This is a genomic window from Streptomyces sp. NPDC002835 (assembly GCF_053591995.1).
In genome coordinates, this window is sequence record NZ_JBSFUW010000018.1 from 1 (window position 1) to 11,566 (window position 11,566).

Below are 11,566 nucleotides of genomic sequence, written 5' to 3' on the forward strand. Positions count from 1 at the left end.
CGGATCTTCCGCCGGAGCCGCTGCAGCCCGAACCGCATGACGGACATCGCCGCCGCGGTCCTCACCCTGGAGAGGCAACGCTGAAAAGGCTCAATACGGCGTCGAGGAAATCTCCGATCAGACATCTGCGTTCGTCCTCAGAGAGCTGGGCCAGCCGGTGCATGAGTTCCGTCTCCTCAGGTGTGGACCCGCGCTCGGCCACCGCCGTCAGCACCGCGCGCCGCAGGCGCAGGACGCGGATCTGCACTGCCAGTGCTTCGGCGTGCGCCGCGGCGACCTCGGGAAGTGAGAGCTCGCGGTCCACGACCTTGCGGATCGTGGGAAGGTCGAGTCCCAGCTCGCGCAGGGTCCGCACGAGGTCCAGGCGTGCGACGGCGTCGATGCCGTAGAGGCGGTAGCCGGCCGGGCTGCGGTCCGTCGGCGCCACGATTCCGCGATCGGAGTAGAACCGAATGGTCTTGACCGTGAGACCGGTCCGTCGAGCGAGTTCGCCGATCGAGTAGAGCGTGTCACCGTCCATGCCCCCACCTTTGCGTCTCCCCCTACTGGAGACTCAAGTCCCTTCGCCTGCCAGCAGGCAACCACTCCTCATCCACAAGTCTTGACAATTCCTCGCCGAGGTCTTCCCGGAGCGTGTTCAACGCACGGCGGATCTTCTGCAACGAAGCCTCTTCGCGCAGCTGCACACAGATGCGGAGTGCGACAACGTCGCGGAACGAGTAGAGGATCGGTCTCTCGCTGGAGATCTCGGGCACAAGCACGGCGCCCTTGGGCCCGGAGGCTCGGCGTCAGTGGGACAGCTGGCGCAGCGTGGCGCCGGAAAGGGCCGCGGCGAGTTTGGGTTCGTACGACACCGTGTGCCTCCTTCCGCCCCCATCGATACCGGCCTGAACGTACCCCATTCTCCTGGAGGCCACTCAGTACAGAAACCGAAGGGCCCATTCACCAATATGAGATTGCCCGCCAAGGCCATTCAATTGAACCGGGTACTGAGCCTCACCGATCCCGAAATGATCCCGCAGGAGTTGACCGCGCTCCTGGAGCGGAGCTCGAAACAGGGAGCCGAACTGCACGAGGTGTGCGGTCTGCGGGCCCCGGGACCGCACGACAGCGTGCCGCGCTGGATCTGGTGGAATGGACCGAGGGACGCGGCCTGACCATCACGAAACCGGCTTCCTCGGTCAGTTGCCTGTCAGGCGTCCGGGTGAGTAGAGAACTACGCGAGATCAGCAACTACAACACGCAGCCAGCTCTCGAAACTTGAACCAGACCCCCACAAGTCGTCCCCGAGACCAGGACATGATCGTCTGTCGCAGCTGCTTGATGCCGGGCGACGTCGTCGTCTGTACTGGATGGCCCCTCGGCACGCGCTTTCGGACCACCGCACGCTGATACGCTCCCAGCGCACAAGACATGCACAGGTCATTTGGGGCTGTTGGGGTCACAGCTATCGGGGTCGAGGGACCGGGGGGTTCCGTGCAGGGCTACAAGATCGTACGCCGTCGTCTGTTCGACCGAGGAGGCACGGCCATGGTCGCGGCCGTTGCCCTGGCCGCAGGTGCCCTGGCTGCCGTGCCTGCGGGGGCGGCGCCGACCGTCGGCGAGGACGGGATCATCCTGCCCGCCGCGGACCGGACCGCCACGCGCAACCCTGCGTTCGGGGGCTTCGGCGACACCGGTGTGCTGTCGAGCCCGGAAGGCACTGTCGGCTTGCGCTGGACCGACTACGCGACGGGCCAGACCAGGGAAGTGACCGAGTTCGCCGGCACGCAGCGACCCAACGGGCTCGCCCAGTCGGACACCACGTACACCCTGTCGACCGACGCCGAGGGGCGACGCGTCGTCCAGTTCCGTGCGATCGGCTCCGGCGCGGACAAGGGTACGGTGATTGTCCCGACCGGCCTGACATACGCCGGTACCGCGGGCGAGGGCGTCGTCGTCGCCCTGGGGAGCTCCGCCAACGTGCGCGAAGTACACCTGCTGAAGGCGGCGGCCGATGGCGGTACCAGCGACACGATACTGACCGGCTGGCCCGCCGACGCGAAGCTCCTCCCGGTGAGCGAGCGAGACGACCGCTCGCTGCTCATGCGCTACCGCGTGCCCACGGAGGACCCCGCGGTCTTCCTCGACCAACTCGTCCTCGTCGACGTCCGCGACGGATCCTGGGCGAAGGTATTCAGCCCTTACAAGGCGGGCTCGGCTCGGTCGCCCTTCCTGAGCGAGGACTACGTCGGCTGGTGGTATCCGGGGAGCGGCGCGCGGTTGCTGCGCCGCGACGCGCTCCACGGACCGGTGACCGCGGTTCCGGGCCAGGGCACCGGAGGGAAGACCGAGTTCACGGTCATCGGTGACAACGTCGTGGTGGCCACGTACGGCGACGAAACCCGTGCCGTGCTCACCAGACCCCTGACCGACGCCGGCGAGTGGCGCACGCTGCTCCCGCAGATGGACGGCTGGATCTGGCCTTCGGCGGACGGGTCGGCCATCGTGGCGGGCGGTCCTGACAAGGCGGACTGGGGCGTGCACCGGCTCTCCGAGGCGCCGGACGGACAAGTCGCCGCCCAAGAACTGATGGACCTGCCGCCGGTGCCCGCGCCCGTCGACGGGCTGTCGCTGGCAGGCGGCACCCTGGCCTGGACCGACCAGACCTCGTCCCCGGCCTACGACGTCATGTTCAACACGCGCACGGTGTCCGCCGACGCGGTCCCCCAGGTGGGACCGGTTCGGCAGGCGGGCGGATGGGTGAAGCCGTGTCAGGTTCACTACGGCTGCGTCCGGCTGGTCGGGGCCGGTGACGGGTCCGTCGTCTACAACGACCTGGACTCCACCCAGTGGGTCCACCGCCGTACGCCCACGGGCGAGGTCCAGACGCTGACGGTGCCCGGCTTCTTCGGCGAGGTCGAGGCCGCGGAGGGACGGTACGCGCTTCTGTCCGGCGGCGCGAACAGGAAGCAGTTCGTCGTCGACTGGACGCAGTCCAAGGTCGTGTCGACGCGCACGGCGAACGCCGCCGCCCTGTGGGACGGGCAGCTGTGGACCACGACGTCCACCGCGGGGCACCTGTCGATGAGCCGCCTCGGATCGACCGTTCCGGCGGTCGATGTCAACGTCGGCTCGGCGTGCGTACCCAGCGAGTTGCAGGTCAACGGCCGCTTTGTGTACTGGGCTTGCGCCGCGCAGAGGAAGGCCGGAGTGTTCGACCGCTCCCGAGGTCGATCGATGGCCGTGCCGACGGGTGACGCTCTGCTGGCCAACGGGTTCCTGGTCCGCCACGACAACACCCGCGGCAAGCTGGTGCGCACCGACGTCCGCTCCGGGCAGGCGGTCACCGGCGACGTGGCCGATCTGCCCGCCCCGTCCAACCTCTGGCCGGAGGGCACGACCTCGGACCGCCGGATCCGCTGGACCCTCGACCCGTACGGGAACCGGGTGGCGTTCGTGGACGCCGACGAGCGCATCCATATCCTCACCGCCGGTTCCCTCGCAGCGCCGGTCCTGCGGGACCACGCGGGGCGGGACGGCATCGGCGACCTGCTCACTCTCAACTCCTCCGGCACGCTGACGTTCCAGCAAGGCACGGGCAAGGGAACGTTCTCCGGGAGGGTCAGCGGCAGTGGCTGGGCGACCAGCATCCGTCCGGTGCCCGTCGGGGACCTGAGCGGGGATCGTTGCAACGACGTCCTGGTCCGACTGAGCAGCGGCACTCTGCGGCTGTACAAGCCGGCCTGCGGGGCGGCGCTGAAGCCGACGACGTCGTACACAACGCTGGGCACCGGCTGGAACCAGTACGACGTCCTCACCTCCCCCGGTGACATCACCAAGGACGGCCGCCCCGACGTGATCGCCCGCAATGCTTCCACCGGCGCGGTGTACCTGTACAAGGGCGCGAGCGGCGGCAAGCTCGCCGCGCGCGTGAAGTTGTACGACAACTGGAAGACGTACAAGAAGGTCGTCGGGGCCGGGGATCTGAACGGTGACGGGATCGGCGATCTCGTCGCGCAAGACAAGTCGAACAACCTGTACCGGTACTTCGGGAAGGGCAACGGCACCTTCACCCCGCGCGTGAAGATCGCCGCCGGCTGGGGCTCCTCGTACAACGGGGTCGTTGGGGTCGGGGACATCACCGGCGACGGTAAAGCCGACCTGATCGCGCGGGACACCGCCGGGAATCTCTTCCGGCAGGCCGGTTACGGCAACGGGTCCTTCGCCGCGCGCGTGAAGATCGCCACCGGCTGGCAGAGCTACAGGGGCATTTTCTAGCCACGTCGTGATGTGTGTCATGCCCCGGCGTGGAGATCGCTGGGGCATGACAGACCTTCGGCGCCTTCCTGCCCTGTGTCGCCAAGGCGGAGGACGCCCATGCGGGCCCGCACCGAGGGGCGTTCAGCAGCTGATGTGTGACGGCGCTCCCCCACCAAAGTGCTTTGGGAGCCGCTTGGGAGCCGACCTGCTCCCAAAGCCCCTTCCACACCACCCGAGACCAACCGGAACCATGCCTCTGACCAGTGCAAATACGATCCTCGCTGGCAAGAACGGCAACCGAACCTCACTCGGGACGAAGAGGTCGTGGGTTCAAATCCCGCCACCCGACAGGTTCCTGCGCTTTCGGTCGGGGCGTCAGCGGTGTGTGGGGTGTTGGGACCTGTGGGCGTCGCGGAGGAGGTCGGGGGCCACTTTGCGGTGGATGGCGGAGAAGCGTGACCAGACCCATGCGGCTGCCGGGCGGTCGTAGCGGATGAAGGTGGCCAGCGACACCTGCTCGTCGGCGACGTTCATGACGAGGTGGCCGGTCAGCATCCAGGATCGGGCCTCGAGCCGGATCCATCGGTCGGTGCGGTCGGCGATCCGCCAGCCGGCCACGTGGTCCGGTGAGGAGCGCCACTTCAGGCGCAGGCCGAGCATGATCCTCCAGATCACCTGGCCCTGGAAGCCCGCGACATCTTCGAAGGCGGCGCGAGCCCACTGCTCGGGTGACGTGTGTGCGGCGTCGTGCGTGGTGAGGGTGAAGAGGTCGGCGTAGTCGGGGTCGTCGAAGGTGCTGAGGGAGCGGATCGCCTCCGGTATGTCGTGCCGTTGACGGGCGGTCAGGACGCGGTCGTTCATGGTGGTACCTCTCGGTGGTCAGGTTCGAGGACGTGCCAACAGGACTGCGGACGGCTGGTTTCGGGCTCCTACCGGTGGCCCTCCGACCGGTCGGGCGCGACGGGGGCGAGGCCCAGCACGCCGGTGGCGGCGCGTTCGGCGAGGTCCTCGTCGTGCGGGGCCTGGCCGACCAGGGCGACGACGGTTCCTTCGAGGGCGCCGACGAAGGCCGACGCCAGCGTGCGGGTCGGCGGGCCGGGCGGGATCGTTCCGATCGCGCGGCCCGCGTCGATGAGGCCGCCGCAGAGCGTGACGAGTTCCTCGTAACTGCTTTCCACCGCCCGTCCGACGGGATGGTCCTGGCCCGTGAACTCCAGCCGCAGGGCGATCGCCATACGGGCGACGTCGCGCCGGCAGAAGACTGCGTGTCCACGCGCCATGGCCCGCAACGCCGCGACAGGCTCCGGCTCCTGTTCCACGAGGCGCCCGACCTCCTGCTGCCAGGTGTCGAGGACCCACTCGAGGGCGGCCAGGGTCAGTTCCTGCTTGTCCTTGAACTGGTGGTACAGGGCGCCGCGGGTGTATCCGGCCTCGCCGGCCACCTGCTCCAGTTTCAGGTTGCCGTAGCCGTACCGGGACAGGCCCCGGGCGGCGGACTCCAGCAGCGCGCTGCGGGACTGCGCTCTGCGGTCGGCCTGACTGGCACGGGGGCTGGAGCGGGAGCGACCTGGCGGACCGTCCGGGCTCGACTCGTTACGTACATGCATGCACGTATGTTAGCGCGCCGAGCCCTGCGACGGACTAGGCTCGCCATGGATCTCTGCCGACGAAGAAGGGGGGTTCCGCCATGAGCGGGACAGTGACGGCGGTCAGCAGCAACGGGGAGTACTCGTTCACCAAGGGAAACCGCGACCGCATCACATTGCTCGCGGGGCTCGGCGTGGAGGGGGACGTGCACGCGGGCGTCACGGTCAAGCACCGTTCGCGGGTCGCCCAGGACCCGACCCAGCCGAATCTGCGCCAAGTGCACCTCATACATGAGGAGCTCTTCGCGGAGGTCGCCCGGGAAGGGTTCGACGTGAAGCCCGGGGACCTCGGGGAGAACATCACGACGCGCGGCATCGACCTGCTCGGCCTGCCGGTCGGGACACGGCTGCACATCGGCGACGAGGCGGTCGTGGAGGTCACCGGACTGCGCAACCCGTGCCTGCAGATCGAGGACTTCCGGGCCGGGCTGCTGAAGCAGGTCGTCGGCCGCGACGAGGCCGGGAACGTCGTACGGAAGGCGGGCATCATGAGCGTCGTCGTCACGGGCGGTGCGGTGGCGCCCGGCGACACGATCGCGGTGCGCCTGCCCGAGGAGCCGCATCGGCCGCTCGACAGGGTCTGACGACCCCGGGGACGCGCCGCCCCTCAGCCGATCCCAAGGGCCCGGACCGGGCTCGGGACACGACCCGCCGGTCCCAGGTCCTAGGCCTGCGGGTCAGGAGCGGTCTCGTCCCCGGCGTGGGGGGTTCTCGGTCCAAGGTGCGATGTCTGTGACGGGGCGGGCGACCAGACTGGGTGTTCGCAGCGAAGGGAGCAACCGATGTCCTATCCCGAACCCCGCTACCTCGGGGAGAACGGCCGGATCAGCGCGGCGTTCAGGCCGGCCGACACCGAGCCGGAGCTGAGCTCGCCCTCCGGGAACCGCACCCACTATCTGGCGACGCACGCCTCCACCGGTGGCGAATTCGGGCTCTACCGGGTCGACATGGGGCCGAAGTCCCCTGGTCCGAGCACCCATTTCCACCGGTCGATCTCCGAGTCGTTCTTCATCCTCTCCGGGGAGGTCCGCCTCTACGACGGGGACCGGTGGATCACGGGGAGGCAGGGCGACTTCCTCTATGTGCCGGTCGGCGGGCTGCACGCCTTCCGGAACGAGTCCGACGGTCCCGCCTCCATGCTGATGCTCTTCTCCCCCGGCGCACCGCGGGAGGAGTACTTCGAGAAGGTCGCGGAGATGGCGGCGAAGGGCGGCGAGGAGTTCGCCCGGTTCCTGGTCGAACACGACAGCTTCTTCGTCGACGAGGACGACGGTCCGGCCCGTTCGTAGCGCGTCGTCGGGCCGGCGGCCCGGGTGAGGTGGCAGTCTTGAGCGGAGGCCTGACAGGCGATCCGACGGGTCGGGAACCGAAGCGGGGGGTCCGTCGTTGACCGGTTGGGCAAAGGAATCGTCAAGTGGCGCGGCCCGCGCCGGATTGCGCAGGGGATTTCCATGGGTGTCAGCCTTTCCAAGGGCGGCAACGTCTCGCTCAGCAAGGAGGCCCCGGGCCTGACCGCGGTCGTCGTGGGCCTCGGCTGGGACGTCCGCAGCACCACCGGGACCGACTTCGACCTGGACGCCAGCGCGCTGCTGGTGGACGCGAACGGGAAGGTCCTGACCGACTCGCACTTCGTGTTCTTCAACAACCTCAAGAGCCCCGACGGCTCCGTCGAGCACACCGGTGACAACCTCACCGGTGAGGGCGAGGGCGACGACGAGCAGATCAAGGTCAACCTGGCCGGTGTGGCCGCCGAGGTCGACAAGATCGTCTTCCCGGTGTCGATCCACGAGGGCGAGAGCCGCGGCCAGTCGTTCGGCCAGGTGCGCAACGCGTTCATCCGCGTCGTCAACCAGGCCGACAACAACGAGCTCGCGCGTTACGACCTGAGCGAGGACGCCTCGACGGAGACCGCCATGGTCTTCGGCGAGCTGTACCGCAACGGCGCGGAGTGGAAGTTCCGCGCCGTCGGCCAGGGTTACGCCTCCGGTCTGCGCGGCATCGCGCAGGACTTCGGCGTCAACATCTGAGCGTCAATACCTGAGCATCGACCTCTGAGCGTCAATACCTGAGCATCGACCTCTGAGACGTCTGCACGTCGGGCGTCTGCATGCGAGGCGTCAGCGTCTGACAAGTGCCGGCTCATGGTGCCCGGCCCGTGCCACGGGCCGGGCACCAGCTGCCTCGGTAAGCCTGTCTCGGCCACGCCAGGGCCGCCTTGAACGGGCCCGCGGCCGACCCGGCAGCCGCGCCCCGACCCGGCCCCACCAAACGCGCCCCGGCCCGCCCCCGCAGCCCCGCGAGCAACCTGCGCACGGCCTCCCGCGTCCCACCAGACACGCGGCCCGCACCTCTCCCGCCGCGCCTCGCATTTCCCCCTGCGGTCCCCGGAACCAATCGGCGCCCGGCTGCGTCACGCGGCCCCCGATCCGGCATCCCCGCTCCGTAAAGATTGCCGGAACCCGGCAATGCGCTTGAGCCGTCCCCGCTGCCAGGATGGGACCAGTCGGCAGCCCGGCACAGCCGGATGCTGCGGCTCGGCAATGGGCCGGTCATGGTTCGGTAGTGGGAGACGGGGGTCGAAAACGGTGAACGAGTTCCTGTCGACCGCCTTCGCCTTTCCCACCATCCTGTTCAGCGCCGCTCTCACCGTGGTGGTCGTCTTCTGGGTCCTGGTGCTGCTCGGTGCCGCCGACCACGACTCGTTCGACGGCGACGTCGAGCCGGCCGGCATCGGTGCTTCGGGACTCGGCGGAGTGCCGGTCGCCGTCGCCGCGTCGCTGCTGATCGCGATCGGATGGTTCACGAGCCTCACCGGCTCGGTGCTGCTCCACCGTTCGAACCTGGCCGGCATCCCGTACGCCGCGCTCGCCTGTACGGTCCTCGCCGCTGCCGTACTCGTCGCCTGGGTGGTCACCCGGCGGCTGGTCCGCACCGTGGCGAAACTCTTCCCCGAGGAACGGGTGCCGTCCCGGCAGGACTTCGTCGGCATGACGTGCACCGTCCGTACGGGACGGGTGGACGCGGGCTTCGGCCAGGCGGAGGTCAGGGCCAGGGACGGCTCCACCGCCGTCGTACAGGTCAGACAGCTGGACGCCAAGGGCGAGGGTCCTCTCGCCGCCGGGTCCACGGGGCTGCTCTACCAGTACGACGAAGACGGTGAGTTCTTCTGGGTCGCGCCGTTCACCGCGATCGGCGAACTGCCCGGAGCCGACTCCTCGAACGCGGCCTGAACCCCGCCCGAGGACGCCCGGCCCGGTCAACCGAACCCGTCGGAGCCCGCCCGACCCACAGCCCGTCAGAACTCGTCAAGCCCCCGCCGGCTGAGCCGCGCCGCCCGAGCGCGCTCGCCGACACGCCGTAGCGACACCCCGTACAACCACCGCACAAGCACCGCACACGGACACCCCACACAGACACCCGTACCAAAAGCCCCACCCGGCAGCCTGCACCGGCAGCCCTTCTCGCCGCTCGTTCTTCACCTCTCACCCCGAGGGATTCCTCATGGATGCCATCACCGCGGGCATCGGCGTGCTCATCGCCGCCGTACTGCTCATCGCCGTAGGTCTGTTGCTGATCGTCACGAGGCTGTTCCGCAAGGTCGAGCAGGGCAAGGCCCTGATCGTCTCCAAGATGCGGAAGGTCGACGTCACCTTCACCGGTCAGGTCGTGCTGCCCGTCCTGCACAAGGCCGAGACCATGGACATCTCGGTGAAGACCATCGACATCACGCGGACCGGCCGCGACGGTCTGATCTGCCGCGACAACATCCGCGCCGACATCCGGATCTCGTTCTTCGTCCGCGTCAACAAGACCGCCGAGGACGTCATCAAGGTCGCCCAGGCCATCGGCACCGCCCGGGCCAGCGACAAGGAGACGCTGCAGGACCTGTTCAACGCCAAGTTCTCCGAGGCGCTCAAGACGGTCGGCAAGCAGATGGACTTCACCGACCTCTACACCAAGCGCAACGAGCTGCGGGACCGGATCATCCAGCTCATCGGCACCGACCTCAACGGCTACAGCCTCGAGGACGCGGCGATCGACTACCTGGAGCAGACGCCGCTCTCCCAGCTCGACCCGTCCAACGTCCTCGACGCACAGGGCATCCGGAAGATCACCGAGATGACGTCCGTCGAGCATGTGCGCACCAACGAGTTCCAGCGCACCGAGGAGAAGGAGATCACCCGGCAGAACGTCGACGCCCGCGAGGCCATCCTCGAGCTGGAGCGCCGGCAGGCCGACGCCGAGATCAAGCAGCGCCGCGAGATCGACACCGTGCGGGCCCGTGAGGAGGCGGAGACCGCCCGGGTGATGGAGGAGGAGCGGCTGCGGGCGCAGAGCGCCTTCCTGCGGACCGAGGAGCAGCTCGGCGTCCAGCGCGAGAACCAGGCGCGCGAGGTGGCCGTCGCGGAGAAGAACCGCGAGCGCGTGATCGCGATCGAGAGCGAGCGCATCGAGAAGGACCGGATGCTCGAGGTCATCGCCCGCGAGCGGGAGACCGCGCTGACCCGGATCGCCGCCGACAAGGAGGTCGAGGCCGAGAAGCGGGACATCGCGGAGGTCGTGCGCGAGCGGGTCGCCGTGGACCGTACGGTCGCCGAGCAGGAGGAGTCGATCAAGCGGCTGCGCGCGGTGGAGGAAGCGGAGCGCGAGCGCCAGGCGATCGTCATCGCGGCCGAGGCCGAGGCCCAGGAGCGGCTGGTCAAGGACATCAAGGCGGCGGAGGCGGCCGAGCAGGCCGCCGTGCACCGCGCGGCCGAGGAGGTCACGCTCGCGGAGGCCCGGGTGAAGTCCGCGGACCTCGACGCCCGTGCCAAGCTGCGGCTCGCCGAGGGCATCCAGGCCGAGGCGGCCGCGGCGGGACTCGCGGCGGTCCAGGTGCGCGAGAAGGAGGCCGACGCGATCGAGAAGGCCGGCCGTGCCGAGGCCGGGGCGACGCAGGCACGCCTGCTCGCGGAGGCCGAGGGCGTACGGGCCAAGGGCGCGGCGGACGCGGCGGCGATCGGCGACAAGCTGAAGGCCGAGGCCGAGGGTCTGACCGAGAAGGCCGCGGCGATGGCGGCACTGGACGAGGCGTCGCGCGGGCACGAGGAGTACCGGCTGCGCCTGGAGGCGGAGAAGGACATCCGGCTGGCGGGGATCGACGTCCAGCGCCAGGTGGCGGAGGCGCAGGCCACGGTGCTCGCCGCGGGTCTGGAGAGCGCCGACATCAGCATCGTCGGCGGGGAGTCCGTGTTCTTCGACCGGCTCATGTCGTCGATCTCGCTCGGCAAGAGCGTGGACTCCTTCATGGAGCACTCGCAGACCGCGCAGACGCTGGCCGGGCCGTGGCTGAACGGCACGTCGAGCTTCACGGACGACCTCACGTCGGTCCTCGGCTCGGTGTCGACCGGTGACGTGCAGAACCTGACGGTGTCGGCGCTGCTCATGCGGCTGATGAAGTCCGGGATCGGCGGCGCGCAGAGCGGGCAGCTGCAGCAGCTGCTCGACGCCGCCGACCGGCTGGGCCTCGCGGACACCCCGGTCGGATCGCTCGCGGCCCCGGCAGCGCAGGGCGGCGCCGCCCCGGCGGCCTCGCTCAACGGCTCGGCCCAGCCGGCCGCCTGAATCTCCGGGGCGGGACCGGTGCTGCCGGACGGGGGTCAGCAGCGCCGGTCCCGCCCCGGGTACGAACTTCATCG

9 protein-coding genes and 2 pseudogenes are annotated in these 11,566 nt (G+C 69.3%); 8 read left to right on the plus strand and 3 right to left on the minus strand.

Translation table 11 applies throughout. The features are described from left to right. Positions 1 to 84, plus strand: a pseudogene (locus tag ACWD01_RS20315) (IS5/IS1182 family transposase); the annotation flags it as partial. 10 nt (positions 85 to 94) lie between these two features. Here the strand turns inward: ACWD01_RS20315 and ACWD01_RS20320 are convergent. Beyond that, positions 95 to 520: pseudogene (locus ACWD01_RS20320) on the minus strand (MerR family transcriptional regulator); the annotation flags it as partial. Between the two features lie 457 nt (positions 521 to 977). On the opposite strand from ACWD01_RS20320, the gene ACWD01_RS20325 reads away from it, so the two are divergent. Both ACWD01_RS20325 and ACWD01_RS20330 read left to right on the plus strand, forming a co-directional pair. Further along, on the plus strand, positions 978 to 1,157 hold the full coding sequence (locus tag ACWD01_RS20325; protein ID WP_451163716.1) for a hypothetical protein: 180 nt from the start codon (positions 978 to 980) through the stop codon (positions 1,155 to 1,157). 373 nt (positions 1,158 to 1,530) lie between these two features. Further along, complete coding sequence (locus ACWD01_RS20330) at positions 1,531 to 4,260, plus strand: FG-GAP repeat domain-containing protein (protein WP_451163718.1); 2,730 nt, start codon at positions 1,531 to 1,533, stop codon at positions 4,258 to 4,260. Positions 4,261 to 4,617: 357 nt separating this feature from the next. Here the strand turns inward: ACWD01_RS20330 and ACWD01_RS20335 are convergent, their stop codons facing one another. Both ACWD01_RS20335 and ACWD01_RS20340 read right to left on the minus strand, forming a co-directional pair. Continuing rightward, complete coding sequence (locus tag ACWD01_RS20335; protein ID WP_451163720.1) at positions 4,618 to 5,103, minus strand: hypothetical protein; 486 nt, start codon at positions 5,101 to 5,103, stop codon at positions 4,618 to 4,620. Between the two features lie 68 nt (positions 5,104 to 5,171). After that, a complete protein-coding gene (locus ACWD01_RS20340; RefSeq protein ID WP_451163722.1) occupies positions 5,172 to 5,849 on the minus strand; it encodes a TetR/AcrR family transcriptional regulator in 678 nt (225 codons plus the stop codon). Positions 5,850 to 5,929: 80 nt separating this feature from the next. Between ACWD01_RS20340 and ACWD01_RS20345 the strand changes: the two genes are divergently transcribed. The 5 genes from ACWD01_RS20345 to ACWD01_RS20365 all read left to right on the plus strand — a co-directional run bounded on the left by ACWD01_RS20345 (position 5,930) and on the right by ACWD01_RS20365 (position 11,492). Then, on the plus strand, positions 5,930 to 6,472 hold the full coding sequence (locus tag ACWD01_RS20345; RefSeq protein ID WP_451163724.1) for an MOSC domain-containing protein: 543 nt from the start codon (positions 5,930 to 5,932) through the stop codon (positions 6,470 to 6,472). A 198-nt stretch (positions 6,473 to 6,670) separates the two neighbouring features. Then, positions 6,671 to 7,177 (plus strand): cupin domain-containing protein, encoded by a 507-nt coding sequence (locus ACWD01_RS20350; protein ID WP_451163726.1) that lies wholly within the window; start codon positions 6,671 to 6,673, stop codon positions 7,175 to 7,177. 162 nt (positions 7,178 to 7,339) lie between these two features. Continuing rightward, positions 7,340 to 7,915, plus strand: coding sequence for a TerD family protein (locus ACWD01_RS20355; protein ID WP_356894479.1), 576 nt, complete (start codon positions 7,340 to 7,342; stop codon positions 7,913 to 7,915). Positions 7,916 to 8,473: 558 nt separating this feature from the next. Further along, complete coding sequence (locus tag ACWD01_RS20360) at positions 8,474 to 9,118, plus strand: hypothetical protein (RefSeq protein WP_451163728.1); 645 nt, start codon at positions 8,474 to 8,476, stop codon at positions 9,116 to 9,118. A 271-nt stretch (positions 9,119 to 9,389) separates the two neighbouring features. Then, complete coding sequence (locus ACWD01_RS20365; RefSeq protein WP_451163730.1) at positions 9,390 to 11,492, plus strand: SPFH domain-containing protein; 2,103 nt, start codon at positions 9,390 to 9,392, stop codon at positions 11,490 to 11,492. The last annotated feature ends 74 nt before the right edge of the window (positions 11,493 to 11,566 follow it).

Excerpts from the sequence above, each read along its gene's own strand:
- ACWD01_RS20330 (WP_451163718.1), top strand. The coding sequence starts at position 1,531 with ATGGTCGCGGCCGTTGCCCTGGCCGCAGGTGCCCTGGCTGCCGTGCCT.
- ACWD01_RS20335 (WP_451163720.1), bottom strand. The coding sequence starts at position 5,103 with ATGAACGACCGCGTCCTGACCGCCCGTCAACGGCACGACATACCGGAG.
- ACWD01_RS20340 (WP_451163722.1), bottom strand. The coding sequence starts at position 5,849 with ATGCATGTACGTAACGAGTCGAGCCCGGACGGTCCGCCAGGTCGCTCC.
- ACWD01_RS20345 (WP_451163724.1), top strand. The coding sequence starts at position 5,930 with ATGAGCGGGACAGTGACGGCGGTCAGCAGCAACGGGGAGTACTCGTTC.
- ACWD01_RS20350 (WP_451163726.1), top strand. The coding sequence starts at position 6,671 with ATGTCCTATCCCGAACCCCGCTACCTCGGGGAGAACGGCCGGATCAGC.
- ACWD01_RS20355 (WP_356894479.1), top strand. The coding sequence starts at position 7,340 with ATGGGTGTCAGCCTTTCCAAGGGCGGCAACGTCTCGCTCAGCAAGGAG.
- ACWD01_RS20365 (WP_451163730.1), top strand. The coding sequence starts at position 9,390 with ATGGATGCCATCACCGCGGGCATCGGCGTGCTCATCGCCGCCGTACTG.